The sequence below is a fragment of the Streptomyces achromogenes subsp. achromogenes genome, from assembly GCF_000720835.1.
Taxonomy (GTDB): domain Bacteria; phylum Actinomycetota; class Actinomycetes; order Streptomycetales; family Streptomycetaceae; genus Streptomyces; species Streptomyces achromogenes.
Genome location: NZ_JODT01000007.1, coordinates 96,556 through 121,899, shown reverse-complemented (window position 1 = coordinate 121,899; position 25,344 = coordinate 96,556). Strand labels below are relative to the sequence as shown.

General features: G+C 73.9%; 29 protein-coding genes and 2 pseudogenes. 21 read left to right on the top strand and 10 right to left on the bottom strand.

The window, feature by feature from the left end:
* Position 1: 1 nt before the first annotated feature.
* From IH25_RS0109260 to IH25_RS0109250, 3 genes are read left to right on the top strand one after another with little or no spacing between them, the layout of a single operon-like run.
* Entirely contained in the window at positions 2-1,969 is a 1,968-nt protein-coding gene (locus IH25_RS0109260) for a S9 family peptidase (protein ID WP_030605873.1), read from the top strand.
* Positions 1,966-2,889, top strand: coding sequence for a S66 peptidase family protein (locus IH25_RS0109255; protein WP_030605871.1), 924 nt, complete (start codon positions 1,966-1,968; stop codon positions 2,887-2,889). The genes IH25_RS0109260 and IH25_RS0109255 overlap by 4 nt, the downstream gene beginning before the upstream one ends.
* Positions 2,890-2,906: 17 nt before the next feature.
* A complete protein-coding gene (locus tag IH25_RS0109250) occupies positions 2,907-3,452 on the top strand; it encodes a GNAT family N-acetyltransferase (protein WP_030605869.1) in 546 nt (181 codons plus the stop codon).
* A gap of 5 nt (positions 3,453-3,457) precedes the next feature.
* Here IH25_RS0109250 and IH25_RS0109245 read toward each other — a convergent pair whose 3' ends face one another.
* Entirely contained in the window at positions 3,458-3,805 is a 348-nt protein-coding gene (locus tag IH25_RS0109245) for a VOC family protein (RefSeq protein WP_030605867.1), read from the bottom strand.
* A gap of 80 nt (positions 3,806-3,885) precedes the next feature.
* Between IH25_RS0109245 and IH25_RS0109240 the strand changes: the two genes are divergently transcribed.
* The gene (locus IH25_RS0109240; RefSeq protein WP_030605865.1) at positions 3,886-4,308 is read left to right on the top strand and encodes a phage holin family protein; all 423 of its coding nucleotides are present in this window, start codon (positions 3,886-3,888) and stop codon (positions 4,306-4,308) included.
* Positions 4,309-4,313: 5 nt separating this feature from the next.
* Here IH25_RS0109240 and IH25_RS0109235 read toward each other — a convergent pair whose 3' ends face one another.
* Positions 4,314-5,270, bottom strand: coding sequence for an LLM class F420-dependent oxidoreductase (locus IH25_RS0109235; RefSeq protein WP_030605863.1), 957 nt, complete (start codon positions 5,268-5,270; stop codon positions 4,314-4,316).
* Between the two features lie 182 nt (positions 5,271-5,452).
* Between IH25_RS0109235 and IH25_RS0109230 the strand changes: the two genes are divergently transcribed.
* The 13 genes and pseudogenes from IH25_RS0109230 (at position 5,453) to IH25_RS0109170 (ending at position 13,891) form a co-directional block, all read left to right on the top strand.
* Entirely contained in the window at positions 5,453-5,716 is a 264-nt protein-coding gene (locus IH25_RS0109230) for a hypothetical protein (protein ID WP_157846954.1), read from the top strand.
* A gap of 7 nt (positions 5,717-5,723) precedes the next feature.
* Entirely contained in the window at positions 5,724-7,571 is a 1,848-nt protein-coding gene (locus IH25_RS0109225; protein WP_030605859.1) for a transketolase, read from the top strand.
* 146 nt (positions 7,572-7,717) lie between these two features.
* Positions 7,718-8,502, top strand: a pseudogene (locus IH25_RS37430) (DNA polymerase domain-containing protein).
* A gap of 44 nt (positions 8,503-8,546) precedes the next feature.
* Positions 8,547-8,933 carry a gas vesicle protein GvpO gene (locus IH25_RS0109215; RefSeq protein ID WP_030605857.1) on the top strand — a complete coding sequence of 129 codons (387 nt, stop codon included), beginning with the start codon at positions 8,547-8,549 and terminating at the stop codon, positions 8,931-8,933.
* Positions 8,934-8,996: 63 nt separating this feature from the next.
* Positions 8,997-9,419 carry a gas vesicle structural protein GvpA gene (locus IH25_RS0109210; RefSeq protein WP_030605854.1) on the top strand — a complete coding sequence of 141 codons (423 nt, stop codon included), beginning with the start codon at positions 8,997-8,999 and terminating at the stop codon, positions 9,417-9,419.
* Complete coding sequence (locus IH25_RS0109205; RefSeq protein ID WP_030605852.1) at positions 9,416-10,186, top strand: GvpL/GvpF family gas vesicle protein; 771 nt, start codon at positions 9,416-9,418, stop codon at positions 10,184-10,186. The genes IH25_RS0109210 and IH25_RS0109205 overlap by 4 nt, the downstream gene beginning before the upstream one ends.
* Before the next feature lie 33 nt (positions 10,187-10,219).
* Complete coding sequence (locus IH25_RS0109200) at positions 10,220-10,483, top strand: gas vesicle protein GvpG (protein ID WP_030605850.1); 264 nt, start codon at positions 10,220-10,222, stop codon at positions 10,481-10,483.
* Positions 10,480-11,070, top strand: coding sequence for a hypothetical protein (locus IH25_RS0109195; RefSeq protein ID WP_030605848.1), 591 nt, complete (start codon positions 10,480-10,482; stop codon positions 11,068-11,070). The genes IH25_RS0109200 and IH25_RS0109195 overlap by 4 nt, the downstream gene beginning before the upstream one ends.
* Positions 11,067-12,224, top strand: a complete 1,158-nt coding sequence (locus tag IH25_RS0109190) for an SRPBCC family protein (protein WP_030605845.1) — start codon at positions 11,067-11,069, stop codon at positions 12,222-12,224. Before IH25_RS0109195 ends, IH25_RS0109190 begins: the two co-directional genes overlap by 4 nt.
* Positions 12,221-12,559, top strand: coding sequence for a gas vesicle protein (locus IH25_RS0109185; RefSeq protein WP_030605844.1), 339 nt, complete (start codon positions 12,221-12,223; stop codon positions 12,557-12,559). Before IH25_RS0109190 ends, IH25_RS0109185 begins: the two co-directional genes overlap by 4 nt.
* Positions 12,556-13,389, top strand: a complete 834-nt coding sequence (locus tag IH25_RS0109180; RefSeq protein ID WP_030605842.1) for a GvpL/GvpF family gas vesicle protein — start codon at positions 12,556-12,558, stop codon at positions 13,387-13,389. The genes IH25_RS0109185 and IH25_RS0109180 overlap by 4 nt, the downstream gene beginning before the upstream one ends.
* Positions 13,386-13,613, top strand: coding sequence for a gas vesicle protein (locus tag IH25_RS0109175; RefSeq protein WP_030605839.1), 228 nt, complete (start codon positions 13,386-13,388; stop codon positions 13,611-13,613). Before IH25_RS0109180 ends, IH25_RS0109175 begins: the two co-directional genes overlap by 4 nt.
* A complete protein-coding gene (locus IH25_RS0109170) occupies positions 13,610-13,891 on the top strand; it encodes a gas vesicle protein K (protein ID WP_030605837.1) in 282 nt (93 codons plus the stop codon). Before IH25_RS0109175 ends, IH25_RS0109170 begins: the two co-directional genes overlap by 4 nt.
* A gap of 21 nt (positions 13,892-13,912) precedes the next feature.
* Here the strand turns inward: IH25_RS0109170 and IH25_RS0109165 are convergent, their stop codons facing one another.
* From IH25_RS0109165 to IH25_RS0109155, 3 genes are all read right to left on the bottom strand, one after another.
* The gene (locus tag IH25_RS0109165) at positions 13,913-14,083 is read right to left on the bottom strand and encodes a hypothetical protein (protein ID WP_030605834.1); all 171 of its coding nucleotides are present in this window, start codon (positions 14,081-14,083) and stop codon (positions 13,913-13,915) included.
* A 43-nt stretch (positions 14,084-14,126) separates the two neighbouring features.
* Positions 14,127-14,948 carry a class I SAM-dependent methyltransferase gene (locus IH25_RS0109160; RefSeq protein ID WP_030605832.1) on the bottom strand — a complete coding sequence of 274 codons (822 nt, stop codon included), beginning with the start codon at positions 14,946-14,948 and terminating at the stop codon, positions 14,127-14,129.
* A 118-nt stretch (positions 14,949-15,066) separates the two neighbouring features.
* On the bottom strand, positions 15,067-16,566 hold the full coding sequence (locus IH25_RS0109155) for a bifunctional phosphatase PAP2/diacylglycerol kinase family protein (protein ID WP_030605831.1): 1,500 nt from the start codon (positions 16,564-16,566) through the stop codon (positions 15,067-15,069).
* A 47-nt stretch (positions 16,567-16,613) separates the two neighbouring features.
* On the opposite strand from IH25_RS0109155, the pseudogene IH25_RS42190 reads away from it, so the two are divergent.
* Positions 16,614-17,072, top strand: a pseudogene (locus IH25_RS42190) (histidine phosphatase family protein); the annotation flags it as partial.
* A gap of 201 nt (positions 17,073-17,273) precedes the next feature.
* Positions 17,274-18,893: an ABC-F family ATP-binding cassette domain-containing protein gene (locus IH25_RS0109150; RefSeq protein ID WP_030605829.1), complete on the top strand. Its 1,620-nt coding sequence runs from the start codon at positions 17,274-17,276 to the stop codon at positions 18,891-18,893.
* 74 nt (positions 18,894-18,967) lie between these two features.
* On the opposite strand, the gene IH25_RS0109145 is transcribed toward IH25_RS0109150, so the two are convergent.
* On the bottom strand, positions 18,968-20,086 hold the full coding sequence (locus tag IH25_RS0109145; protein WP_030605827.1) for a baeRF2 domain-containing protein: 1,119 nt from the start codon (positions 20,084-20,086) through the stop codon (positions 18,968-18,970).
* Positions 20,087-20,143: 57 nt separating this feature from the next.
* Here IH25_RS0109145 and IH25_RS0109140 point away from each other — a divergent pair, with 57 nt between their 5' ends.
* Positions 20,144-20,431 (top strand): DUF6158 family protein, encoded by a 288-nt coding sequence (locus IH25_RS0109140; RefSeq protein ID WP_030605825.1) that lies wholly within the window; start codon positions 20,144-20,146, stop codon positions 20,429-20,431.
* A 116-nt stretch (positions 20,432-20,547) separates the two neighbouring features.
* Here the strand turns inward: IH25_RS0109140 and IH25_RS0109135 are convergent, their stop codons facing one another.
* The 4 genes from IH25_RS0109135 to IH25_RS0109120 form a co-directional block, all read right to left on the bottom strand.
* Entirely contained in the window at positions 20,548-21,090 is a 543-nt protein-coding gene (locus IH25_RS0109135) for a type 1 glutamine amidotransferase domain-containing protein (RefSeq protein ID WP_030605823.1), read from the bottom strand.
* A gap of 6 nt (positions 21,091-21,096) precedes the next feature.
* Complete coding sequence (locus IH25_RS0109130) at positions 21,097-21,780, bottom strand: hypothetical protein (RefSeq protein ID WP_051753837.1); 684 nt, start codon at positions 21,778-21,780, stop codon at positions 21,097-21,099.
* Positions 21,777-22,154: a DUF2795 domain-containing protein gene (locus tag IH25_RS0109125; RefSeq protein WP_030605821.1), complete on the bottom strand. Its 378-nt coding sequence runs from the start codon at positions 22,152-22,154 to the stop codon at positions 21,777-21,779. Before IH25_RS0109125 ends, IH25_RS0109130 begins: the two co-directional genes overlap by 4 nt.
* 94 nt (positions 22,155-22,248) lie before the next feature.
* A complete protein-coding gene (locus IH25_RS0109120; RefSeq protein WP_030605820.1) occupies positions 22,249-24,045 on the bottom strand; it encodes a thiamine pyrophosphate-requiring protein in 1,797 nt (598 codons plus the stop codon).
* A gap of 373 nt (positions 24,046-24,418) precedes the next feature.
* On the opposite strand from IH25_RS0109120, the gene IH25_RS0109115 reads away from it, so the two are divergent.
* The gene (locus tag IH25_RS0109115) at positions 24,419-25,267 is read left to right on the top strand and encodes a hypothetical protein (protein ID WP_051753836.1); all 849 of its coding nucleotides are present in this window, start codon (positions 24,419-24,421) and stop codon (positions 25,265-25,267) included.
* The last annotated feature ends 77 nt before the right edge of the window (positions 25,268-25,344 follow it).

Sequence of the window (25,344 nt, the reverse complement as noted above, 5' to 3'; positions counted from 1 at the left end):
GATGGGGGAACAGATGCGCACCGCGCCGTACGGATCGTGGCCCTCGCCCGTGACCGCCGCGCTCGCCGCCGCGCACGACGGCCGCCCGGACTGGGTGGGGTTCGTCGGCGACGAGATCTGGTGGACCGAGCCCCGGCCCGCCGAGGGCGGCCGAGGGGCCCTGGTCCGGCGGCGCGCCGACGGCACCGAGGAGACCGTGCTGCCCGCGCCGTGGAACGTCCGCAGCCGGGTCGTCGAGTACGGCGGCCGGCCCTGGACCGGGGTGGTGGCCGACGGCCGGCCGCTGGTCGTGTTCGCGCACTTCGCCGACCAGCGGCTGTACCGGTACGAGCCCGGCGGCGAGCCCGTCCCGCTCACCCCCGTCTCCCCGGTCGGCGGCGGCCTGCGCTGGGCCGAGCCCCGCGTGGACCCCGCCCGCGGCGAGGTGTGGTGCGTGCTGGAGGAGCACACCGGGGACGGGCCGGACGACGTACGACGGGTCCTGGCCGCCGTGCCGCTGGACGGCTCGGCCGCCGCCGACCGCGCCGCCGTGCGCGAACTCACCGCGGCCCGGCACCGGTTCGTCACCGGCGCCCGGCTCTCGCCCGACGGCCGGCGTGCCGCCTGGCTCGGCTGGGACCATCCGCGGATGCCCTGGGACGGCACCGACCTGCTGGTCGCCGAGGTGACCGACGACGGCCGGCTGACCGGTGTCCGCACGGTCGCCGGGGGCCCGGACGAGTCCGTCTGCCAGGCCGAGTGGGCCCCGGACGGCCGCCTGCTGTACGCGAGCGACCGCGGCGGCTGGTGGCAGCTCTACCGCGACGGCCACCCCCTGTGCACCCGCGAGGAGGAGTTCGGCGGGCCCCTGTGGCAGCTCGGGCTGCGCTGGTTCGCGCCGCTGGACAACGGCCTGCTGGCCGTCCTGCACGGACGCGGACCGGCCGCGCTCGGGATACTGGACCCGGAGTCCGGCGAGATCGTCGACGCCGCCGGGCCCTGGACCGAGTGCGCCCCCACCCTCGCCGTCCACGGCCAGCGCGTCGTCACCGTCGGCGCCGGCCCGCACACCGGGTACGAGGTGGTGGAGCTGGACACCGTCACCGGCCGCGCCCGCGTGCTCGGCGCCCGCCACCGCGACCCCGTCGACCCCGCCTACTACCCGCGGCCCGAGGTGCGCGTCTTCCCCGGGCCCGACGGGCGCGAGGTGCACGCCCACGTGTACCCGCCGCACCACCCCGCGCGGACCGCGCCCGACGGCGAACGGCCGCCGTACGTGATCTGGGCGCACGGCGGCCCCACCAGCCGCAGCCCGCTCGTGCTGGACCTGACCGTCGCCTACTTCACCTCCCGGGGCATCGGCGTCGCCGAGGTGAACTACGGCGGCTCCACCGGGTACGGCCGGGCCTACCGGGAACGGCTGCGCGAGCGGTGGGGCGTGGTGGACGTCGAGGACTGCGCGGCCGTCGCCCGCGCCCTCGCCGCCGAGGGCACCGCCGACCCCGCCCGGCTGGCCATCCGGGGCGGCAGCGCCGGCGGCTGGACCGCCGCCGCCTCCCTGACCACCACCGACGTCTACGCCTGCGGAACCATCCGCTACCCGGTGCTCGACCTCACCACCTGGGGCCCCGGCGAGACCCACGACTTCGAGTCCCGCTACCTGGAGTCGCTGATCGGCCCGCTCGCCGAGGTCCCCGACCGGTACGCCGAACGCTCCCCGATCACCCACGCCGACCGGCTCACCGCGCCGTTCCTGCTGCTCCAGGGCCTGGACGACGTCGTCTGCCCGCCCGCCCAGTGCGAACGCCTGCTCGCCCGGACCGCCGGCCGGGGCGTACCGCACGCCTACCTCACGTTCGAGGGCGAGGGCCACGGATTCCGCCGCGCCGATACCATGATCCGCGCCCTGGAGGCGGAACTGTCGCTGTACACCCAGGTGTTCGGGCTGGACCCGGCGCCGCCCGCACCGAAGCTGGAGCTGTCCCCGTGAAGGAACTCGCCCGCCCCCGCCGGCTGGCCCCGGGCGCCCGGGTCGCCGTCGTCGCCACCAGCGGGCCGGTGCCCGAGGAACGCCTCCAGGCGGGCCTGGACGTGCTGCGCGGCTGGGACCTCGACCCGGTCGCCGGCCCCCACGCCCTGGACCGGCACCCCGGGTTCGGCTATCTCGCCGGCACCGACGCCGACCGCGCCGCCGACTTCCAGAACGCCTGGTGCGACCCCGCCGTGGACGCGGTGCTGTGCGCCCGCGGCGGCTACGGCGCCCAGCGCATGATCGACCTGCTCGACTGGGACGCCCTGCGCGCGGCCGGACCCAAGCTGTTCGTCGGCTTCAGCGACGTCACCGCGCTGCACGAGGCCATCGCCACCCGGCTGGGGCTGGTCACCCTGTACGGGCCGGTGGCGGCCGGTGCCGACTTCATCAAGAACCAGCGGGCCCAGGAACACCTGCGGGCCACCCTGTTCGCGCCCGAGACCGTGCGCACCCTCGCCCTCGGCGGCACCGCCCTCGTCCCCGGCCGGGCCCGGGGCGTCACCCTCGGCGGCTGCCTGAGCCTGCTCGCCGCGGAACTCGGCACCCCGCACGCCCGGCCCCCGGCGCACGGCGGACTGCTGTGCCTGGAGGACGTGGGCGAGCCGGCCTACCGGCTGGACCGCTGCCTCACCCAGCTGCTGCGCGCCGGCCGGCTGGACGGGGTGCACGGGGTGCTGCTCGGCTCCTGGGAGGACTGCGCCGGCCCCGAGGAGCTGCGGGCCCTGTTCGCCGACCGGCTCGGCGGACTCGGGATCCCGGTCGCCGAGAACGCCGGATTCGGCCACTGCGAGGGGGCGTTGACGGTGCCGCTCGGGGTGGCCGCCACCCTGGACACCGAGGCGGGCACGCTCACCTTGGACGAGCCGGCCCTGCGCTGACGCCGTAGGCTGGGCCGATGGCGCACCCCCCGTCCCGGTACCTCGCCGAAGGCCCCCGCGTGGGCATCCGGCCCTTCACCCTGGAAGACGGCCCCGAGTTCACCGCCCGGGCCCGGGAGAGCAAGGACCTGCACCGGCCCTGGCTGTTCCCGCCGGACACCGACGAGGCGTACGCCGACTACGCCGGCCGGCTGATCGACGACCCGGCCCGGGCCGGCTTTTTGGTGTGCGAGCGGGACGGCGGGGACATCGCCGGCTTCATCAACATCAACAACATCGTGCGGGGCGGCTTCCAGTGCGGCGCCCTCGGCTACGGCGCCTTCGCGCACGCGGCCGGGCGGGGCCTGATGCGCGAGGGCCTGGAGCTGGTCATCGGGTACGCGTTCGGGCCGCTCGGCCTGCACCGGCTGGAGATCAACGTCCAGCCGGGCAACGCCGCCTCCATCGCCCTCGCCCGGGGCGCCGGGTTCCGCCTGGAGGGCTTCTCGCCCGCCATGATCCACGTCGACGGTGCCTGGCGCGACCACGAACGCTGGGCCCTGACCACCGAGATGCGCGGCTGAGCGGCTCAGCCGCGCTGGTCCACGTACTCGAAGACCGACCCGTCCGGGTGCACCGCCAGCAGATTGCGGCCCGCCGGTGTCGGCACCGGTCCCGCGACGATCCTCGCGCCCAGCCCGGTCAGCAGCCGGTGGGCCTCCTCGACGTCCTTCACCGCGATCGTCGCCGCCACCTTGCGCAGGATCTCCAGTTCCTCCTCGGGGCCGCTCATCAGCAGGAACGAACCGACCGCGGCGACCTCGACACCACCGCGCGTGAAGCGCAGCGCCCTGCCGCCGGTCAGCTGCTCGTAGAAGGGGATCGCGGTATCGAGGTCGTCGACGCAGATGCGCAGCGAAGCGCCCAGAATCTCCATGCGGACGAGCCTAGTTGGGGCCGCCGGGGGCGTGCACGGCTCCCGCGTTACCCGCTGTGAGGGACGGGTACCCGCACGGTATGAACAACCGTTCGGAAAACCTGGAACATCATCTGGACCGGCACCTGGTCGAGGAACTGGCCCAGGTGGCCCGTGAGACGGTACGCGACGAACTGCGCGAGCAGTCCCGCAGGCAGCGCCGCACCGCCCTGCTGTACGCCGCCTCGGGTGCCGTCGCCCTGTACGCGGGCGGCGCGGTGGCCCTCGCGGTGGGCCTGGCCCTGGCGTCCGGGCTGCCCGGCTGGGCCGCGGCCCTGCTCACCGCGGCGCTGCTCGGCGTGGTGGCGTACGCCCTGCGGGGCGCGGCCCACGGCCGGCACACCCCGCACCCACCGCACCGCGTCGTGGGCGGCGCCGCACCCGCGACCCCGCCGATGGGCCTGGGCATGCCGTACCCGCCGATGCCCCAGATCCCGCCGGACGTTCCGCACCACAGGGCCTGACCCGCTCACCCGGCGAGCCGCGGCAGCACCTTCGTCCGGTAGAAGTCGAAGAATCCCCGCTGGTCGGGCCCGATCTGGTTCACGTACACCCGGTCGAACCCGGCGTCGGCGAACGCCCGCAGCGTGCTCACGTGCTGCTCGACGTCGTCGCCGCACACCACCTTCTCCCGCACCATGTCCTCGGTGACCAGCTCGTGCAGCTGCTCGAAGTGCCGGGGCGAGGGCAGCACCTGCCCCATCTCGCCGGGCAGCAGCTCGTTGTACCAGAGCCGGTGCACGGTACGGACGCACTCGTCCCGGTCGGTGCCGTAGCACACCTTCGTGCCGCCGCTGACCGGCTTCGTCCCGCCGCCGCCCTCGCGGAACCGGCGCACCGCCTCCTCGTCCGGCATCATCGTGATGAAGCCGTCGCCCACCCGGGAGGCCAGGGAGAGCGCCTTGGGGCCGAAGGCGGAGACGTCGATCGGGACGGGCTCGTCCGGGACGGTGTAGAGCCGGGCGTTCTCCACGGTGTAGTGCTTGCCGTGGTGGCTGACCTCCTCGCCGGTGAACAGCCGGCGCATCACCTCGACGGCTTCCTCCAGCATCTCCAGCCGCACCCCCGCCGGGGGCCAGGGGTCGCCGAGGATGTGCTCGTTCAGCGCCTCACCGCTGCCGACGCCGAGCCGGAAGCGGCCCTCGGTCAGCACCGCGCTGGTCGCCGCGGCCTGGGCCAGCACCGCCGGGTGGATCCGCACGGTCGGACAGGTCACGGCCGTCTCGATGGGCAGCGACACCGCCTGGGACAGCGCCCCGATCACCGACCACACGAACGCGCTCTGCCCTTGCGCGTCGTTCCACGGATGGTAGTGGTCGGAGATCCACAGCGCCTGGAACCCGGCCTGCTCGGCCATCCGGGCCTGCTCGATCAGGGCCGCGGGGTCGTGTTCCTCGGCCGCCAGGAAATAGCCGTACTCGGGCATGGGCAAACCTCCGCGGGGCTGGGTGCCGGTCGTGGTCCGGCCGGGTAACCCGGGCGCGCCCGCGCGAAACGCCACCGTCGGCCGCCCCCCGGTCGGCGCAACGGTGGCCCGCCCGGCGTTTGGCCGCCCCCGCCCCGGTTACGCGGAAGACCTCGGACGAGCCGCACCCCCGGAGGCGCCCCGTGAGCCGACCTCGCGTCGTGATCGTCGGCGCCGGTTTCACCGGGTACCGGGCCGCCCGCACGCCGCTCCGGCTCACCCGGAACCGCGCCGACATCACGCCGGCCGACCCGGCCGGCCACTTCCCGCACCTGCCGCTGCCGCCCCAGGCCGCCACCGGTGTCCCAAAGGCCCGCCGGGTCACCGTGCCGCTGACACCCCGGGCCCGGCCGGCTGAGCCCGCGAGCGGACAGCGGCCGGCCCCGGCAGACCGTAAGGAGACCTAGGAGACTCATGAACACCGACGAACTCGCCGAACTCGGCCAGCAGTTGCGCGTGGACAGCGTGCGGGCGTCCGCCGCCGCCGGATCGGGGCACCCCACGTCCTCGATGTCCGCCGCCGACCTGCTGGCCGTCCTGCTCGCCAACCACCTCCGCTACGACTTCGAGCGCCCCGAACACCCCGCCAACGACCGCTTCGTGCTGTCCAAGGGACACGCCTCCCCGCTGCTGTACGCCGCCTACAAGGCGGCCGGCGCCATCGAGGACGGCGAACTGGTCACCTTCCGCAAGCTGGGCAGCCGGCTGGAGGGCCATCCGACGCCCCGCAGGCTGCCCTGGGTGGAAACGGCCACCGGCTCGCTCGGCCAGGGCCTGCCGGTCGGCGTCGGCATCGCGCTCGCCGGCAAGCGGCTGGACCGCACCGGCTACCGGGTGTGGGTGCTGTGCGGCGACAGCGAGCTGGCGGAGGGCTCGGTGTGGGAGGCCGCCGAACACGCGGGCTACGAGAACCTGGACAACCTGGTCGTCATCGTGGACGTCAACCGGCTCGGCCAGCGCGGCGCCACCCGGCACGGCCACGACCTGGACGCCTACGCCCGCCGCTTCCAGGCCTTCGACTGGCACACCATCGAAATCGACGGGCACGACATCGACAAGATCGACCGGGCCTACGGGGAGGCGTTGTCCACCGTCGGGCAGCCCACCGTGATCCTCGCCCGCACCCTCAAGGGCAAGGGCGTCGCCGCCGTGGAGGACCGCGAGGGACTGCACGGCAAGCCGCTGGCCGAGGCCGAGGAGGCCATCGCCGAACTCGGCGGGCCGCGCGACCTGCGGGTCCGGGTGAGCGAACCGCAGGTCGCCGCCGCGCCGCGCTCCGTCACCACCGAGGCGGTCCGGCTGCCGCACTACGAGGTGGGCGAGGAGGCCGCCACCCGGGACGCCTTCGGCAAGGCCCTCGCCGCGCTCGGCACCGCGCGCGGCGACGTCGTCGCCCTGGACGGCGAGGTCGGCGACTCCACCCGCACCGAGGAGTTCGCCAAGGAACACCCCGACCGCTACTTCGAGTGCTACATCGCCGAGCAGCAGCTCGTCGCGAGCGCGGTCGGCATGGCCACGCGCGGCTGGGTGCCGTACGCCGCCACGTTCGCCGCGTTCCTCACCCGCGCCCACGACTTCGTGCGCATGGCGTCCATCAGCGGCTCCGGGATCAACCTGGTCGGCTCGCACGCCGGGGTCGCCATCGGCCAGGACGGGCCCTCCCAGATGGGCCTGGAGGACCTGGCGATGTTCCGGTCCGTGTACGGCTCCACGGTGCTCTACCCGTGCGACGCCAACCAGACGGCCCGGCTGGTCGCGGCCATGGCCTCACTGGACGGCATCCGCTACCTGCGCACCTCCCGCGGCAAGACACCGGTGATCTACGGCCCGGACGAGGAGTTCCCGGTCGGCGGCAGCAAGACCCTGCGCTCCGGCGACGCCGACCGGCTGACGATCGTCGCGGCCGGGGTGACCGTGCCCGAGGCGCTGACGGCGGCCGACCGGCTCGCCGAGGAGGGCATCGAGGTGCGGGTCGTCGACCTGTACTCGGTCAAGCCCGTCGACGCCGCCACCCTGCGCCGGGCCGCCGAGGAGACCGGCTGCCTGCTCACGGTGGAGGACCACCACCCGGAGGGCGGCCTCGGGGACGCCGTGGCGGAGGTGTTCGGCGACGGCCGGCCGGCCCCCCGGCTGGTCCGGCTCGCGGTGCGCACCATGCCGGGCTCGGCCGCCCCCGACGAGCAGCTGCACGCGGCCGGCATCGACTCCGCGGGCATCGCGGCGGCGGCCCGGCTGCTGGTCGAGGAGGCGGTCGTGCGATGAGCCACGGCGCCGCGCGGACGGTCCGGGCGGGCCGGCGCACGGTGGAGATCCAGCGGCCGGGGAAGGTCCTCTTCCCCGGCCGCGACGGCGCGCCCGAGTACACCAAGGGCGACCTCGCCGACTACTACCGGGCCGTCGCGCCGTATCTGCTGCCGCACGTACGGGGCCGTCCGCTGATGCTGGAGCGCTGCCCGGACGGTCTGGACGGCGAGAGGTTCCTGCAGAAGAACGTCCCCGGGCACTATCCGGAGTGGATCACCGCGCCGAGGTCGCCAAGGAGGGCGGCACGGTCACCCACGTCGTCTGCGACGACACCGCGACCCTGCTGTACCTCGCCGACCAGGCCTGTATCACCCTGCACCGCCGGCTCGCGCGCACCGACCGGGCCGGCGGACCCGGCCACCCCGACCGGCTGGTCTTCGACCTCGATCCCCCCGGCGAGGACTTCGCCGCCGTCCGGGAAGCGGCCGGATGGCTGCGGGAGCTGCTGACGGAGCTGGGCCTGCCCGCCGCGCCCATGACCACCGGCTCGCGCGGTCTGCACCTCGTCGTCCCGCTGACCGGCGGGCACTACGCCGGGGAGGTGCTGCGGTTCGCCCACGACGTGGCCGCCCTGGCCGCCGCCCGGCACCCGGACCGGCTCACCACGGCCGCCCGCAAGAAGGACCGCGCGGACCGCCTCTACCTCGATGTCCAGCGCAACGCCTACGCCCAGACCGCCGTCGCCCCCTACAGCGTCCGCGCCCGGCCGGGCGCCCCGGTCGCCGTGCCCCTAGCCTGGAAGCAGGTGGACGACCCGGCGCTCGACGCCCGCCGGTGGAGCCTCGCCGACGCCGTCGAGCAGGCCCGTACCCAGCCGTGGGCCGGCCTGCCGCGACGGGGCCGCTCGCTCGGCCCGGCCCGACGCCGCCTCGATCACATGCGCTCCTGAGGTTTGGCCAAGGGAGGAACGGCCACACGCAGGGAGAGGTGGCCATGTCGAACACAAACAGCACACCGAAGACACAGAGTCCACAGGAAACCCAGGACTCACACGACAGCGACACGCACGACACCGTGCGCAACGAACGGAACGAGAACGAAGCGGACGGCCGTCGGCCGACCCCCATGGAGGTCCTGCGCCAGGCGCGCGCCCAGCTCACCGAACTCACCGGACTCGTCCCCGAGACGGTCTCCTCCTTCGAGCAGACCGAGGACGGCTGGTCCGTCGAAGTCGAGGTGCTGGAGCTCACCCGGGTGCCCGACACCATGAGCCTGATGGCGAGCTACCAGGTCGAGCTGGACCCCGAGGGGCAGCTGACCGGATACCGGCGCGTCCGCCGTTACGAGCGCGGCAGGGCCGACGCGCGCGGGGGCCGCTGAGCCCACCGCGCGCCCCGACCGCCCACACCGTGCACCTACTAGGCACGAGGAGGAATAGCCGGCATGACTGTTGTTCCGGCACAGCAGACCGGAGGCGGAGGCGGCAGCAGCGGCCTCTACGACGTGCTTGAACTCGTCCTCGACAGGGGGCTCGTGATCGACGCGTTCGTCCGCGTCTCCCTGGTCGGGATCGAGATCCTGAAGATCGATGTACGGGTCGTCGTGGCCAGCGTCGACACCTATCTGCGCTTCGCCGAGGCGTGCAACCGCCTGGACCTGGAGTCGGGCCCGCGCAAGAGCCCCGGTCTGCCCGAGGTGGTCGGCGAGATCACCGAGAAGGGCGCCCGGGGCAAGTCCAAGGGCGCGCTGTCCGGTGCCGCCCAGACCATCTCCGACGCCTTCAACCAGGCCCGCCAGGAAGGGGAGACCGAGTCCCGGCCGCGTGCCCGCAAGGCTCCGTCGCGCAGTAAGGAGGAGCAGGAGTGAGCACCTACGTCTACGGCATCACCACCCGGTCGCACCCGGCGCTGCCCGAGGGCATGACCGGGGTGGGTGAGCCGGCCCGCCCGGTGCGCGTCCTCACGGCCGGTGACCTGTCCGCCGTGGTCAGCGACGCCCCCGAGGATCTGCGCCCCAAGCGCCGCGACCTGCTCGCGCACCAGAACGTGCTCGCCGAGGCCGGGGCCGGCGGCTGCGTGCTGCCCATGCGGTTCGGCAGCGTCGCCGACGACGACGACGCGGTCGTCCACGTGCTCACCGAGCGGGCGGACCACTACGCGGAGCGGCTGCGGGAGCTGGACGGCAAGGTCGAGTACAACGTCAAGGCCACCCATGTCGAGGAGGCCGTGCTGCACCTGGTGATGGCCGAGAACACCGAGGCCCGCGCCCTCGCCGAGGCCAACCGCCGCTCCGGCGGAGGCAGCTACGACGACAAGATCCGCCTCGGCGAACTGGTCGCCCATCTGGTCAAGGCCAAGGAAGCCGACGACGCCCAGCAGGTACGGGACCTGCTGGCCCCGGCCGCGACCGCGGTCAGTGTGGGCCCCGAGTCCACCGGCTGGCTGCTGAACGTGTCGTACCTCGTGCCACGGGACACGTCCGACCGCTTCCTGGCCGCCGTGGAGGAGGTCCGCCAGAGCCACCCCCATCTCGAGCTGAGTGTCCACGGGCCGCTGCCGCCGTACAGCTTCGTGGAACCCGGACCGGCCCAGCCCGCCTCCACCACGACCGGCGCGGACGCCGGCGCGCGCTGACCGGCGCTCCCGGCCCGACGGAAGGAGAACACCGTGGGACTGATAGGTGAAGTGCTGATGCTGCCGCTCGCCCCTGTGCGCGGCGCCGGCTGGGCCGTCAGGCAGGTGCTCCGCGAGGCGGAACGGATCTACTACGACCCCGCCACCGTACGGGCCGAGCTCGCCCGCCTCGAGGAGCGGTTGGAGGCGGGCGAGATCACCGAGGAGGAGTTCGACCGGTGTGAGGACGAACTGCTCGACCGGCTGGAGACAGCCATGCACTCCGGCAACACGACAGGCAACGGGACGGGACGATGAACCGAACGGCACTGGGCCTCGCCGTAGGGGCCGGATATCTGCTCGGCCGCACGAAGAAGCTGAAGATGGCGCTCGCCGTCGGCTCCCTGGTGGCGGGCAAGAAGCTGAACCTCAGCCCGAAGACGCTCGCGGACCTGGTCAACCAGCAGCTGAAGAGCAACCCGCAGTTCCAGGAGATCGGGGACCAGCTGCGCCAGGACCTGCGGGGCGTCGGCAAGGCGGCCTCCGGCGCGATGGTCGAGCGGCAGATGAGTTCGCTCGCCGACCGGCTGCACAGCCGCACCGACCGGGTGCGCGACCAGCTGTCCGGGGCCGTGTCCGGCGGCTCCGGCGAGGAGGCCCGCGAGGAACGCGAGGAAGAACAGGAACCGGAGAAGGACGGAGAAGAGGAACCGGAGAAGACGTCCGAGCGGAAGGCCCCCGAGAAGAAGACTCCCGGGCGGAAGCCGGCCAAGAAGCCGCTGTCCGCCGCCGGGAAGGGAACGACCAGGAAGACGAGCGCGGCCGGGAAGTCGGCGGCGAAGCGCACGGCCGGGGCCGCCCGCGGCGCTGCCACCCGGCGCTCGAAGGGCGGCGATGACCGATGACCGAGACCCTGCGTTCCACGGCCTCCAAGGGCACGGGCCCGCTGACCGGCCTCGCCCAGAGCGAGGCCGCCGACCGGCTCAAGGAGGAGGCCCGCGCGTATCTGATGGCGCAGGCCGAACGGATGCTGGCCGGTGCCGGCCGCAAGCTCGGCGAGACCACCGTCAAGCTCAACGACATCGCCGAGGGCAACAGCCCGGGCTTCGCCAAGCTGGCCCTGGAAGGCGGCCGCAAGCTGGCCGAGGGCAAGGGCCCGGTGCGCTCCGCGTTGGAGCTCGGTGCCTCCCGTGCCAAGGACAGCGTGCTGGGCGCGGTCAGAAACCTCGGGGGCGGCAAGGGCAAGAAGGGCGGCGCGGGCAGGAAGCCCACCGTCATCATGGAGTCCGTCGATGTCGGCGTGCCGCTGCGCACCGCGTACGACCAGTGGACGCAGTACCAGAGCTTCAGCACCTTCGCCAAGGGCGTCAAGAGCGCGAGCCGCTCCGACGACACCCACTCCGACTGGCAGGCGAAGATCTTCTGGTCCTCCCGCAGCTGGAAGGCGCAGACGACCGAGCAGATACCCGACTACCGCATCCAGTGGACCTCCGAGGGCGCCAAGGGCACCACCAAGGGCGTGGTCTCCTTCCACCGGCTGGAGGAGAACCTCACCCGGGTGCTGCTGGTCATGGAGTACTACCCGACCGGCCTGTTCGAGAAGACCGGCAACATCTGGCGCGCCCAGGGCCGCCGGGCCAGGCTGGACCTGAAGAACTTCGCCCGTTTCATCACCCTCAAGGGAGAGGCGGAGGACGCCTGGCGGGGCGAGATCCGCGACGGCGAGGTGGTCCGCAGCCACGAGGACGCGGTGGCCGAGGAGGAGCAGGAGCAGGAGTCCGGGGCACAGGCCTCGGAGAACGAGGACCGGGAGCCGAAGGACGCCGAGGAGCCCGGCGACGAGGCCGAGGAGCCCGAGGAGCCCGAGGAACCTGAGGAGCCCGAGGAGCCCGAGGAACCTGAGGAGCCCGAGGAGTACGAAGACGAGTACGAGGGCGAGGAGGAAGAGGAGCCCGAGGAGGAGCCCGAAGAGGGCGAGGAGGGCGCCTACGACGAGTACGACGAGGAAGAGGAAGAGGAAGAAGAACCCGAGTCCACCGGGCGCGGGGGTGGTCGATGACGACGCCGAGCCGCCTGCCCGAGCCGTACGGGCAGGCATCGGGGGCCAACCTCGCCGACATCCTCGAACGGGTGCTCGACAAGGGCGTCGTCATCGCGGGCGATATCAGGATCAACCTGCTCGACATCGAACTGCTCACCGTCAAGCTGCGACTGATCGTCGCTTCGGTGGACAAGGCCAAGGAGATGGGGATCGACTGGTGGGAGAGCGATCCCGCCCTGTCCTCCCGGGCCCGCCGGGACGAGCTGGCCCGGGAGAACGCCGAGTTGCGCGAACGGCTCGCCCGGCTGGAGGAACTGGAGCCGGGCCGCCGCGCCCCGAAGGAGGCCCCATGACCGGACTGCGCTACGTGTACGCCGTGTGCCGTCCCTTCGGGACGCCGTTGCAGGCCGAGCTGACGGGCGTCGCGGGCGCCCCGGCCGGCCTGCTCCACCACCACGGGCTGGTCGCCGTGGTCAGTACGGTCCCGGAGGCCGACTTCGGCGAGGAGGCGCTGAAGGCCCACCTGGAGGACCTGGACTGGCTCGCCGCGACCGCCCGGGCCCACCAGGGCGTGGTCGACGCGCTCACCACGGTCACCACACCGCTGCCGCTGCGGCTCGCCACCGTCTTCCGTGACGACAGCGCCGTACGCGTCATGATCGAGGCCCGCGAGGAGCACTTCCGGGCCCTGCTGGACCGGCTCGACGGCCGGGTGGAATGGGGCGTGAAGGTGTACGCCGAGGAGGCGGCCGCCGAGCCGGTCGGGGCGCCGCCCGCCGCCGGGGCGAAGCCCGCGAGCGGCCGGGACTATCTGCGGCAGCGCCGCGCGCGCGGGCAGGCGAAGGAGGAGACCTGGCAGCGGGCCGAGCGGTTCGCCCACGCGCTGCACGCACGCCTTTCGGCACACGCCGAGGATGTCCGGCTGCACGCTCCGCAGAATTCCGCGCTTTCACAGGCGTCGGGGCTGAATGTGCTGAACGCGGCCTATCTGGTGCCGCGGGCCCATTCCGAGGAATTCGTGGAATTGGTGGACCGGACGAAGGACGAGGAGCCCGGATTCCGGGTGGAACTGACCGGCCCGTGGGCTGCTTATTCGTTCACGGGAGACACCGGGGGCTCCGGGGACACCGGGCAGATACAAGACGGCCAAGGCGCGGCGGACGTGGGGGAGGGGGTGTCGTGACCGTAGTCGAGCGGCGTGAGATCGCGCTCGTCGACCTGCTCGACCGGCTGCTGGCCGGCGGAGTCGTGATCACCGGGGACATCACCCTGCGGATCGCGGACGTCGACTTGGTCCGGATCGACCTGAACGCCCTGATCAGCTCCGTCAACGCGGCGGTGCCCTCGCCCTTCGAGCCCGCTTTCCCGCCCGCCGGGCCCGCCGAGCCCTCCGAGGAGGCCATGTGACCCCGCCCAAGCGGCTCGACCTGGAACCCGACACGGTCGAGCGCGACCTGGTGAAACTGGTGCTGACCGTGGTGGAACTGCTGCGCCAGCTCATGGAGCGGCAGGCCGTGCGCCGCTTCGACACCGGCGAGCTGACCGAGGAGCAGGAGGAGCGCATCGGGCTCACCCTGATGCTTCTGGAGGAACGCATGGCCGAGCTGCGCGACCGCTACGGCCTGCGGCCCGAGGACCTGAATCTGGACCTCGGGCCGCTCGGACCGCTGCTGCCCCGCGACTAGCGGGCCGGCCGGGACGTCATGTCACCACCGGTACCACCGCCCCCGGCCGCCGCCGGCCGTCGTGCCGCGGGCCACGAAACCCAGCAGCCAGAGGACCAGCACCGCCAGGGCAATCCACCAGAGAATCTTCACCGCGAATCCGGCGCCGAAAAGAACAAGGGCCAGAAGCAGTACCAGCAGGATGGGAACCATAGTGTGAAACCTCCTGCAGATCTGGTTTCCAGAAATCCGCGAATCAGGCTTCTTTACGGCACAGAATCTCCCCGTGCAGAACGGCGAACCAGCCGTCCTCGCGTCGGCCCCAGTCCCGCCACGCCTCGGACACCGCGCGCAGCCGCTCCAAGGTGGCGTGGCCGCCCTGGACCGCCCGGTCGGCGTACGCGGAGGCCAGGGTGCGGTCCGCCCACAGGCCGCTCCACCAGGTCCGCTCCTCGGCGGTGGCGAACGTCCAGGTGCTGGTGGTGGCGGTGACGTCGGTCAGCCCGGCGGCCAGCGCCCACGCCTTCAGCCGGCGCCCGGCGTCGGGCTCGCCGCCGTTGGCCCGGGCCACCCGCTCGTACAGGTCCAGCCAGTCGTCCAGCCCCGGCACCGCCGGATACCAGGTCATCGCCGCGTAGTCCGCGTCGCGTACGGCGATGAACCCGCCCGGCTTCGTCACCCGGTGCATCTCGCTGAGCGCCCGGACCGGGTCGCCCACGTGCTGGAGCACCTGGTGGGCGTGGACCACGCAGAAGGTGTCGTCCGGGTAGTCCAGGGCGTGGATGTCGGCCACCGCGAAGTCGACGTTGGCCAGCCCCCGGCCGGCGGCGGTGGCCCGGGCCTGCTCCAGCACGCCGGGCGCCCGGTCCACGCCGGTGACATGGCCGTCGGGGACCAGTTCCGCCAGGTCGGCGGTGATGGTGCCCGGCCCGCAGCCGATGTCCAGGATCTTCATGTGGGGCTTCAGGGAGCCGAGCAGATAGGCCGCGGAGTTGGCGGCGGTCCGCCAGGTGTGCGAGCGCAGCACCGACTCGTGGTGCCCGTGCGTGTAGACGGCGGTCTCCTGTGCCTCCGGCATGGCCGTACCCCTTCCCCTCGTGGCGGAGCGGCCCGCAGCCGTCCGCCGGTACGTCCCCACCGTACGCACGCATGCCGAATGATGAGACCCACGTATCGCCATACGGACTGATGATCCGTCAGGAAAACGTGTCCAGCGGGCGGTAGACCGTCAGCGCCTCCGGCAGCTTCTCCAGCGTCACCTCGCCCGACACCGACGTGACCTCGCCGTCGTAGGCGAGCGGGGTGCCCGGGGCGACACCGGTCAGCCGCAGCCGGTTCACCTGCACCGCCGAGTGCGCCGGCGACCGGGTCAGCGGTCCCGCCACGGCCGCCGCGAGCAGCCGCAGCGCGGGCCTGCGGCCCCCGTGCACCACCCGCACGTCCAGCAGCCCGTCCGCCAGATCGGTCCGGCGGCCCGGCGTGAGCCCCACGCGGTGGTAGATCCCGTTGCCGACGAACAGCACCCACAGGGGCCGCGGCTCACCGCCCACCTCCACCTCCAGCGGATGCTCGCCGGCCCGCAGCACGCGCAGCGCGCCCAGCACCCCGGCCGGCCAGCCGCCGATCCGGCGCGACCAGCGGTCCCTGACCCGCACCAGCTCCGGGTACACCCCGAGGCTCAGCGTGTTCAGGAACAGGCCCTCCCGGTCCCCGGAGGCGAACCGGCCCGCGTCCACCCGGACCGCCTCGCCGTGCCGGACCGCGCGGGCCAGCAGACGCTCGTCCGCCACGCCCAGGTCGGCGGCGAAGTGGTTGAGGGTGCCGCCCGGCAGCACCGCGAGCGGCAGCCCGTGCCGCAGCGCCACCCGGGCCGCCGCGTTCACCGTGCCGTCGCCGCCGCACACCCCGAGCACCCGGGCCCGCGCCGCCGCCTTCTCCAGCTCGTCCCCGACCTCCTCCGGCGCGCACTCGACGACCTCCGCCGCCGGCAGCGCGTCGTGCAGCGCCCCGACCCGGTCCGCCGTTCCCGAGGCCCGGTTGGCGACCAGCACCAGCCCCTCGCCCTCGGGCAGCGCGGGCACCTCCACCCGGGACCGGGCGGGCAGCCGCACCCGGTCGCGCGGCGGCACCAGCCGCCGTACCAGGAACGCGGCGCCCGCCCCGAGCGCCGCCCCGGCCAGCACGTCGCTCGGGAAGTGCACCCCGGTGTAGACCCGGGACATCGCCACCGAGAACGCCACCGGCGCCACCGCCGCGCCCCACGCCGGCGACTCCAGCGCCACGCCGGTCGCGAACGCCGCCGCCGAGGCCGCGTGCCCGGACGGGAAGGACGTGGTGATCGGCTGCCGCGACAGCCGCCGCACCAGCGGCACCGGGTCCAGCTGCGGCCGGGCCCGGCGCACCGAGCGCTTGCCGACGGTGTTGATCGTCAGCGAGGCCAGGCCGAGCGAGGCCAGGCCCCGGGCCGCCGCCGCGCGGGAGCGGGGCGTGCGGCTCGCGGCCAGGGCGGCGGCCGACGCGAACCACAGCACGCCGTGGTTCGCGGCCCGGCTCAGCCGGGGCAGCACCCGCTCGGCGCCGGGCCAGTGCCAGGCGGCGGCGGCCTCGAACAGCCGGCCGTCGAGGTCGATCAGCTTACGCAGCCGGGCGCGGGCGGCGGCCGAGGCGGGGGCGGTCAGGTCCAGGTCAGGGCTCATGGGATGCGGTTACCCTGAAGGGCCCGTTTCCTGTGTAGGCGCGGGAGGTGAACCCGGATGCGGCTGCCGCTCGTCCGGCACGGCCAGACCCCGTCCCATGCGGACGGCCTGCTGGACACCGCCGTGCCCGGCCCGGGGCCACGCTGGTCCGCGCCCGGCAGACGGCCGCCCCGCCGGCCGCCGCCCGCGGCCATGAGGTGCTCGTCCGGGACGGCATCCGCGAGCTGTCCGCCGGCGATCCGGAACTGCTGCCCGGGCACACCCCGGAGGGCCTGCGGTACCTGCGCACCGCATGCGCGTGGGCGTCCGGGGACACCGCGCTGCGGATGCCCGGCGGCGAGAGCGGCGCCGAGGCACTGGGCCGGTACGACGCCGTGGTCGCCGAGGCCGCCGCGAGCGGGGCCCGGACCGTCGCCATGATCGGCCACGGCGCCGCGATCCGGGTCTGGACCGCCGCCCGCGCCGCCAACGTCGACGTGGCCTTCGCCGCGGCCCGCCCCCTGGAGAACACCGGCGTGATCGTCCTGGAGGGCACCCCGTCCGACGGGTGGAAGGCCCTGTCCTGGGAGGGCGCCGTGGTGACACCGGCCGGCGAGGGCGGCCCGGCCGGACAGGCCCCGGGGAGGGCGGAGCGGCGGCCGGGACACCCCTGGCCCGGCCGATACCCATTTGCCCCCGCCCCCGAGGGCCGCGCAGAATGCCTGCCCATGGGACATCTGGAAGCCGCGCACCTGGAGTACTACCTCCCCGACGGAAGGGCGCTGCTGGGCGATGTCTCCTTCCGGGTCGGCGAGGGCGCCGTCGTCGCCCTGGTCGGGCCGAACGGCGCCGGCAAGACCACGCTGCTGCGGCTGATCTCCGGCGAGCTGAAACCGCACGGCGGCACCGTCACCGTCACCGGCGGCCTCGGCGTGATGCGCCAGTTCATCGGCTCCGTACGCGACGAGACGACCGTACGGGACCTGCTGGTCTCCGTCGCGCCGCCCCGGATCCGGGAGGCCGCGAAGGCCGTCGACGCCGCCGAGCACGCCCTGATGACCGTCGACGACGAGGCCGCCCAACTCGGCTACGCCCAGGCCCTCGCCGACTGGGCCGAGGCACGCGGCTACGAGGCCGAGACCCTGTGGGACATGTGCACCACCGCGGCCCTCGGCGTCCCCTACGAGCGCGCCCAGTGGCGCGAGGTGCGCACCCTCTCCGGCGGCGAGCAGAAGCGGCTGGTGCTGGAGGCGCTGCTGCGCGGCACCGACGAGGTACTGCTGCTGGACGAGCCGGACAACTACCTCGACGTACCCGGCAAGCGCTGGCTGGAGCAGCAGCTGAAGGAGACCCGCAAGACCGTCCTGTTCGTCTCCCACGACCGCGAACTCCTCGCCCGCGCCGCCGAGAAGATCGTCTCCGTGGAGCCCGGCCCGGCCGGCGCCGACGCCTGGGTGCACGGCGGCGGCTTCGCCACCTACCACGAGGCCCGCCGCGAACGCTTCGCCCGCTTCGAGGAGTTGCGCCGCCGCTGGGACGAGAAGCACGCCCAGCTGAAGAAGCTGGTGCTGAACCTGCGTCAGGCCGCCGCCGTCAGCCACGAGATGGCCTCCCGGTACGCCGCCGCCCAGACCCGGCTGCGCAAGTTCGAGGAGGCCGGCCCGCCGCCGGAGCCGCCCCGCGAGCAGGAGATCACCATGCGCCTGAAGGGCGGCCGTACCGGCGTACGGGCCGTCACCTGCGCAGGGCTCGAACTGACCGGCCTGATGAAGCCGTTCGACCTGGAGGTCTTCTACGGCGAACGGGTCGCCGTCCTCGGCTCCAACGGCTCCGGGAAGTCCCACTTCCTGCGGCTGCTGGCCGGCGAGGACGTCGCGCACACGGGCGAGTGGAAGCTGGGCGCCCGGGTCGTCCCCGGCCACTTCGCGCAGACCCACGCGCAGCCCGAATTCCAGGGCCGTACCCTGCTGGACATCCTCTGGAAGGAACACGCCCAGGACCGGGGCGCGGCCATGTCCCGGCTGCGCCGCTACGAACTCACCCGGCAGGCCGAGCAGACCTTCGACCGCCTCTCCGGCGGACAGCAGGCCCGCTTCCAGATCCTGCTGCTGGAACTGGCCGGCGCCACCGCCCTGTTGCTGGACGAGCCCACCGACAACCTCGACCTGGAGTCCGCCGAGGCCCTCCAGGAGGGGCTGGAGGCGTTCGAGGGCACGGTCCTCGCGGTCACCCACGACCGCTGGTTCGCCCGCTCCTTCGACCGCTTCCTGGTCTTCGGCGGCGACGGCCGGGTCCGCGAGACCCCGCAGCCGGTCTGGGACGAACGCCGCGTCGAGCGGGCCCGGTAGCGCCGTCGAGCGGGTCCGGCAGCGCCGCGTCGAGCGGGCCCCGGCGCCCCGGGCCCGTCCCGGGGCCCGGGCCGCTACCGCCAGCGCAGCAGCGCGCCCATGCCGCCCGCCGGGACCTCCTCGCCGGTGTCCGCCAGCACCGGCGCCAGCGAGAAGACCGGCGCGTCCGTCACCACGGCCGCCCGCACCAGCGCGTCGTCGGCGCGGGCCGGCCAGGCCTCCCGCTCGCCGAGGTCCCTCAGCTCCGTACGGCGCTCCGCCAGCTGCGCCGGGTCCTCGCCGATCCACACCTCGCGCCGGGTGTCCGGCCCGTCCGGGAGGATCAGCAGCTCGGCCAGCCGGTGCTCGCGGGCCGCCTCGATCAGTCCCGGCACGCCCTCGACGGCCGCCGCCCGCCGCTCCGCGTCGGGCGTCCGGGCGGACCGGTACCGGTCCACCTCGGCCAGGATCCGCTCCCGCACGTGCCGGGCCCGGATCTCCGCCACCTCCCGCGGCAGCAGCCGGCTGCCCACGCCGTGCGCGGTCTCGACGGCCCGGTCCCGCAGATGTGCCGGCAACTGCTCGTGCACCGACCGGCACTCCCGTGGCTCCCCGCACAGGATCAGCAGATCCGCGCCGGTCTCGGCCTGGCAGGCCGCCAGCGCCTCGGCGATCTCCCGCGCGTTGTGCTCCCAGGTGTTCCCCACCTTCAGCTGGAAGTGCCGCTCCGACCAGTCGGACGCCTTCGCCCGGTGCGTCGGCCACTGCCGGCTGCCCGTCACCTGCCCGGCCTCCTCCCGCACCACCGCACTGCGCAGCTCGAAGTCGGCCCCGGTGCGGTCGATGTACGCCACCAGCGCCACCGGGTCCTCACCGGCCAGGTCCAGCAGCGGGGTGACGTGCGGCAGCGTGCCCCAGTGCACCAGACCCTGCGGCGGGGCCTGGGTCAGCGGGACCTGGAGCACCACCTCGCCGTCCCGGGCGAAGACGGCCCGCCCGTACGGCTCGGTGCTGCGCTCCAGGGCCGCCATCGCGTCGTGCACCGCCCGGCAGGTGGCCTCGTCGGCGCCCTGCTCCCGCAGCTGCCGGGCCACCGCCTCGGCCGTGAGCCTGCGCTGGGAGTGCATGTCCTCCTCGTGCTGCGACAGGTCGACGTATGCGGAGGCCCAGGACCCCGGATGTTCGTACAGTGGATTCAGGAACGCGAGCTCCATGGATTCCTCCCGGAAATCGCTCGGGGGCAGTGCATGCCGGGCGGGTACCCGTACCCCATGGACGAATACGACGAGCGGGGCACCACCATGACCGGAGTCGACCCCAGCCGGCTGGACGACCAGCAGCTCATGAAGGAGCTGGAGACGATCCACCGCACGCGCCACGACACCCTGCTGTACGGCTCGAACGACGCACTGCGGGCCCATAACGAGCGGATGGCGCAGCTGGAGGGCGAGTACCTGCGGCGCAACCCCCGCCGCCTGGTCAGCGCGGGCCGCACCCGCGAGGGCGCCCGGGAGCGGAGCTGCGGCGACGCGGCGACCCCGGACACGTCCGGCACCTGAACACCCGGAACCCCGGGGCACACGCCACGAACCCCACGGCATGCCCGGAACCCCACGGCATACGACGGGGCCGGCCCGGAAGCGGGCCGGCCCCGTGACGTACGGGCGGGCGGCGGTCAGCCGGGCTCCCCGGCGAACACGTGCAGGAACGCGTCGCAGAACGCCTTCAGATCGTCCGGCTTGCGGCTGGTCACCAGCTGGTTGGAGCCGTGGTCGCAGATCTTGACCTGCTCGTCCACCCAGGTGCCGCCGGCGTTGCGGATGTCGGTCCGGAGGCTCGGCCAGGACGTCAGCACCCGGCCGCGCACCACATCGGCCTCCACCAGCGTCCACGGCGCGTGGCAGATCGCGGCGACCGGCCGGCCCTGGTCGAAGAAGTCCTTCACGAACGCGACGGCCTTCTCGTCCATCCGCAGGAAGTCCGGGTTGGCGACCCCGCCCGGCAGCACCAGACCGCCGAAGGACCCGGCCGACGACTGCTCCACCACCTCGTCCACGGGGAAGGTGTCCGCCTTGTCCAGATGGTTGAACGCCTGGATCTTCCCCGGCTGCGTCGACACCAGCACCGGCTCGTGCCCGGCGTCCGAGGCGGCCTTCCACGGCTCGGTCAGCTCGACCTGCTCGACGCCCTCGGGTGCCACCAGAAACGCGATACGCATGTTGTCTCAGGCTCCTTTCAGTTTCCGCAGCGCCGCCCGGTGGGCCCGGGCGCGCCGCTTCCTTTTCCCGGCCGCCCGCCGGCAGCGCAGCAGCTCCTCGCCGTACGGCAGCAGCACGCACGCGCCGATCGCGACCCCGATGCCCGCCAGGTAGCCCGGCGACAGCGGACGCCGGCGCGGCAGCAGCCGCCAGGCGTCCGCATCGCCGCGCCCTCCCCGCAGCAACGACCGCACCTGGTCGGAGTGCAGGCACATCAGGGCGACCAGCCCGCCGAACGGCAGCGACTCCAGAAAGCTGTGGATGTGCTGTTCCAGCGGCTTGACCTCGCGGTCGCTGTCCTCCGCCGTCCGTACGTCCCACAGCGCGGTGGCCTCGTGCACCGCCGCCGCGCCCAGCTGCACGGTCAGCAGCAGGGGGTTGACCTCGTAGCGCAGGGTGAGCGCGATGGGCAGGCCCACCTCCGCCATCATCAGGGAGTGGATCAGGGACTCCTTCGTCCCCGACGTGTCCTCGATCCGGGTGCGCCGGTGCATCGCCCAGTCGGCGAGCCCCGGCACGAACCAGCCGGGCAGCAGCCCGTACAGCAGGAACCGCGTCGTGACCTCGCCGACGTCGACGGTCGCGCCCCGCGCGATCTCGGCCGCCTGGCCCGCGGTGCGGGGAGCCGGCCAGGGTACCCCCTGGCTCATGCGCCCCCCACCAGCGCCTCGGCCAGCTGTTGCAGGTTCTCGTACCGGTCCTGCTGCGGCAGACCGGCGACGGCGTCGATCAGCGTGCCGGGCGCGTTGCTCCGGCGCAGCGCCCGGGCCAGCTCGCCCGGCTGCGCGGGGAAGGCGTGCCGGCTCAGGTGCCGGGCCAGCTCCAGCCGGGTCCGCTCCAGCGACGCCGGGGATCCGAGGCCGCCCACCGGGCCGCTCCAGACCTCCGGGTCGTCGTCCGCGGCCGGCTCCGGGTCGTGCCACTCCTCCACGCGCGTGGGATGGCCGGACCGCAGCAGCCCCTTCAGCTCGTGCTTCATCTCGTCGTCCCGGTGGACGTTCAGCCGGTCACTGCCTCGCTGCATATCTCCCTCCAAGGGTCGGGGTCCGCACCGCGTACCCGGTGCCCCGCGTCCGACACGGGCTGCCGAGTCCGGAAACGGGACACGTCCCGTACGGTCACCGCTTGGCCCGGCCGGGCAGGAACTCCTGCACCTTCGCCTTCAGGCCCTGCTTGATCATCGAACCCCGGTCGGCGTCGCCCTTCAGGATCGAGGCGGCCGTCGCCTCCATCTGCGCCCAGTCGGCGTGCGGCGGGATCGGCGGTACGGCGGGGTCGGTGAGGAACTCGAGCACCGCCGGCCCGTCCGCCTCCAGCCCGGCCCGCCAGGCGGCCTCCACGTCCTCCGGCTTCTCCACCCGGATGCCGGTCAGCCCGAGCGAACGGGCGAACGCCGCGTACTGCACGTCCGGGAGCGACTGCGACGGCAGGAACGAGGGGGCGCCCTCCATGGCCCGCATCTCCCAGGTCACCTGGTTCAGGTCCTGGTTGTTCCACACGGCCACCACCAGCCGTGGATCCGACCACAGGTCCCGGTACTTGGCCGCCGTGATCATCTCCGCCAGCCCGTTCATCTGCATCGCGCCATCGCCGACCAGCGCGAACACCGGCCGGTCCGGGTGGGCGAACTTCGCCCCGATCGCGTACGGCACCCCCGGGCCCATCGTCGCCAGCGTCCCGGACAGCGAACCGCGCATGCCCGGCCGCATCGTGATGTGCCGCGCGTACCAGTTGGCGACCGAACCGGAGTCGGAGGTCAGGATCGCGTTGTCCGGCAGCAGCGGGTCCAGCGCCCGGGCCACGTACTCGGGGTTGATCGGGTCGGCCGCCACCGCGGCCCGCCGCTCCATCGTGGTGTGCCAGCGCTTGACGTTCGCGCACACCGTGTCGTACCACTTGCGGCTCCGCCCCTCCGCCTTCAGCAGCGGGATCAGCCGGCGCAGGGTCGCCTGCGCGTCGCCGACCAGGTTCACCTCGTACGGGTAGCGCATGCCGATCATGTGCGCGTCGATGTCGATCTGCACCGCGCGCGCCTTGCCGAACTCCGGCATGAACTGCGTGTACGGGAACGACGAGCCGATGGTCAGCAGCGTGTCGCAGTCCCGCATCAGCTCGTACGACGGCCGGCTGCCGAGCAGTCCGATCGGGCCCGTCACATACGGCAGTTCGTCACTGAGCACGTCCTTGCCGAGCAGCGCCTTCGCCACCCCCGCGCCGAGCAGCTCGGCGACCTCCCGCACCTCCGCGACCGCCCCGGCCGCGCCCTGGCCGACCAGGACGGCCACCTTCTCGCCCGCGTTCAGCACGTCCGCCGCCCGGCGCAGCGCGTCGTCGGTCGGTGTCGCCGTGAACTCGCTCATCCCCAGGCTGGACGGCACCATCTTGAACGCGTGCGTGGGCGGCGAGTAGTCCAGCTCCTGCACATCGGCCGGGATGATCAGCGCGGTCGGGCAGCGCCGGGCGTACGCGGTGCGGATCGCCCGGTCCAGCACGTTCGGCAGCTGCTCGGGCACCGTCACGGTCTCCACGAACTCCGAGGCGACGTCCTTGTACAGCGTGTGCAGGTCGACTTCCTGCTGGTAGGAGCCGCCCATCGCGGTCCGGTTGGTCTGGCCGACGATGGCCAGCACGGGTACGTGGTCCAGCTTCGCGTCGTAGAGGCCGTTGAGAAGGTGGATCGCGCCGGGTCCGGAGGTCGCCGCGCACACCCCGAGGCGCCCGCTGAACTTCGCGTACCCGACCGCCTCGAAGGCGGACATCTCCTCGTGCCGGGACTGGACGAACCGCGGCCGGTTCTCGGCTCGGCCCCAGGCGGCGAGCAGTCCGTTGATGCCGTCGCCCGGATAGCCGAAGACCTCCTCCACGCCCCAAGCGCGCAGGCGTTCGAGGATGTGGTCCGAGACCTTGGTGCTCATGGACAGACCTCCCGGTGGAGAGCGAAGCGGACGATCCGGTCAGCCCGTACCGAGTGACCTGCGCGGCAGACGGAAAACCTCCGGGGCGGGGCGGCGGGGCGGGTACGGGCTTCGCGACGCCGGGAACCGGCGGGCCGTCACCCGCGCGGCCCCGCGTGTCGCGCGAATGGGCTCCGGCCGCGCGCGGTACGGCCCCGCGCGGGCTGTCATGGCAGCGAGGGCACACCGACCGTGCCCCCGTGGCCGGGGCGCCGCACGGCGTCGCCGCGGTACGCCCGTCCCCCCTCGGAGCCGGGTGCCGCACGCGTCGCCGTGGTGCCGGTGCGCCGGCGTACGTCCGACCGCCCGCCGCACCCCGCGAGGAGCCCCGCCCATGCGCCGCACCGCCCGCGCCGCCCTGTCCGCCGCCTGCGCCGCCGGTGCCGCGCTCGCCGTGACCGGGCCCGCGTTCGCCCTGACGGGGCCCGCCGCGTCCGTCGCCGCCCCGGTACCGCTCCCGGCGTCCTGCGCCCCGCTCACCGGGGCCCCACCGGTTCCCGTTCCGGTACCGGTACCCGTGCCGGGCGCCTTGGGTGCCGCGCCCATAGTCCCCGGCGGCGGGGCCGCGGGCGGACCGGGGTGCGAGGACCCTTCCACCGGGGCCGACGCACGCGAGCCGGCCGGGCCGGACGGGGGCGGCGGGCCCGATGCCGGAGCCGTGGAGGGTACGGGAAAGGAGGCGGTCGGGCCGGACGGTACGGGGTGGGACGGCTCGACGCGGGAGGGCGGCGGGGAGACCGGCGGGGGACCGGACGGCCCGGGGTGGGACGCGGCCGGGCAGGTCGGCGGAGGACGCGACGGTGCGGGACGGGACCCGGGCGGTCCGGACCCGGCCCAGCCGGACGGCGCGGCCCGGGACCCGGGCGGAGGCGACGGCGCCGGGTGGGACGGTGCGGGGCGCGACGGTGCCGGGTGGGACGGTCCGGGTCAGGAGGGGGCGGGGCAGACCGGCGGGGAACAGGGCGGCCATGGATGCGAGGACCCGCGTACGGCCCCCGACGCCGACGGCTGCCGCCCGGCCGGTGTCCAGCACGGCGTGGACGCCGGGGCGGGCGGCACCTTCGAGGACTCGGTCCCCGCCCTCGCCGTCGGCGCCGCCCTGATCGCCGCCGCCTGCGCGGGCGCCGGCTACCGGCTGTACGGCCGCACGCGCCTCGCCGTGGACCCGTCCGCCGGGATGTGACCCCGGCAACACTCGCCGCCGCCCATGGAGAGCCGCCCGCCGGGTACACGTCGTCCCAAGGGAACCGGCAGCGCCCC

What these genes read in the sequence shown, in the direction of transcription:
- IH25_RS0109150 (WP_030605829.1), top strand. Translation starts at nt 17,274, where the DNA reads ATGGGACATCTGGAAGCCGCGCACCTGGAGTACTACCTCCCCGACGGA.
- IH25_RS0109165 (WP_030605834.1), bottom strand. Translation starts at nt 14,083, where the DNA reads ATGGTTCCCATCCTGCTGGTACTGCTTCTGGCCCTTGTTCTTTTCGGC.
- IH25_RS0109215 (WP_030605857.1), top strand. Translation starts at nt 8,547, where the DNA reads ATGTCGAACACAAACAGCACACCGAAGACACAGAGTCCACAGGAAACC.
- IH25_RS0109135 (WP_030605823.1), bottom strand. Translation starts at nt 21,090, where the DNA reads ATGCGTATCGCGTTTCTGGTGGCACCCGAGGGCGTCGAGCAGGTCGAG.
- IH25_RS0109145 (WP_030605827.1), bottom strand. Translation starts at nt 20,086, where the DNA reads ATGGAGCTCGCGTTCCTGAATCCACTGTACGAACATCCGGGGTCCTGG.
- IH25_RS0109260 (WP_030605873.1), top strand. Translation starts at nt 2, where the DNA reads ATGGGGGAACAGATGCGCACCGCGCCGTACGGATCGTGGCCCTCGCCC.
- IH25_RS0109245 (WP_030605867.1), bottom strand. Translation starts at nt 3,805, where the DNA reads ATGGAGATTCTGGGCGCTTCGCTGCGCATCTGCGTCGACGACCTCGAT.
- IH25_RS0109240 (WP_030605865.1), top strand. Translation starts at nt 3,886, where the DNA reads ATGAACAACCGTTCGGAAAACCTGGAACATCATCTGGACCGGCACCTG.
- IH25_RS0109235 (WP_030605863.1), bottom strand. Translation starts at nt 5,270, where the DNA reads ATGCCCGAGTACGGCTATTTCCTGGCGGCCGAGGAACACGACCCCGCG.
- IH25_RS0109225 (WP_030605859.1), top strand. Translation starts at nt 5,724, where the DNA reads ATGAACACCGACGAACTCGCCGAACTCGGCCAGCAGTTGCGCGTGGAC.
- IH25_RS0109125 (WP_030605821.1), bottom strand. Translation starts at nt 22,154, where the DNA reads ATGCAGCGAGGCAGTGACCGGCTGAACGTCCACCGGGACGACGAGATG.
- IH25_RS0109190 (WP_030605845.1), top strand. Translation starts at nt 11,067, where the DNA reads ATGACCGAGACCCTGCGTTCCACGGCCTCCAAGGGCACGGGCCCGCTG.
- IH25_RS0109120 (WP_030605820.1), bottom strand. Translation starts at nt 24,045, where the DNA reads ATGAGCACCAAGGTCTCGGACCACATCCTCGAACGCCTGCGCGCTTGG.
- IH25_RS0109250 (WP_030605869.1), top strand. Translation starts at nt 2,907, where the DNA reads ATGGCGCACCCCCCGTCCCGGTACCTCGCCGAAGGCCCCCGCGTGGGC.
- IH25_RS0109195 (WP_030605848.1), top strand. Translation starts at nt 10,480, where the DNA reads ATGAACCGAACGGCACTGGGCCTCGCCGTAGGGGCCGGATATCTGCTC.
- IH25_RS0109155 (WP_030605831.1), bottom strand. Translation starts at nt 16,566, where the DNA reads ATGAGCCCTGACCTGGACCTGACCGCCCCCGCCTCGGCCGCCGCCCGC.
- IH25_RS0109115 (WP_051753836.1), top strand. Translation starts at nt 24,419, where the DNA reads ATGCGCCGCACCGCCCGCGCCGCCCTGTCCGCCGCCTGCGCCGCCGGT.
- IH25_RS0109185 (WP_030605844.1), top strand. Translation starts at nt 12,221, where the DNA reads ATGACGACGCCGAGCCGCCTGCCCGAGCCGTACGGGCAGGCATCGGGG.
- IH25_RS0109140 (WP_030605825.1), top strand. Translation starts at nt 20,144, where the DNA reads ATGGACGAATACGACGAGCGGGGCACCACCATGACCGGAGTCGACCCC.
- IH25_RS0109180 (WP_030605842.1), top strand. Translation starts at nt 12,556, where the DNA reads ATGACCGGACTGCGCTACGTGTACGCCGTGTGCCGTCCCTTCGGGACG.
- IH25_RS0109130 (WP_051753837.1), bottom strand. Translation starts at nt 21,780, where the DNA reads ATGAGCCAGGGGGTACCCTGGCCGGCTCCCCGCACCGCGGGCCAGGCG.
- IH25_RS0109210 (WP_030605854.1), top strand. Translation starts at nt 8,997, where the DNA reads ATGACTGTTGTTCCGGCACAGCAGACCGGAGGCGGAGGCGGCAGCAGC.
- IH25_RS0109160 (WP_030605832.1), bottom strand. Translation starts at nt 14,948, where the DNA reads ATGCCGGAGGCACAGGAGACCGCCGTCTACACGCACGGGCACCACGAG.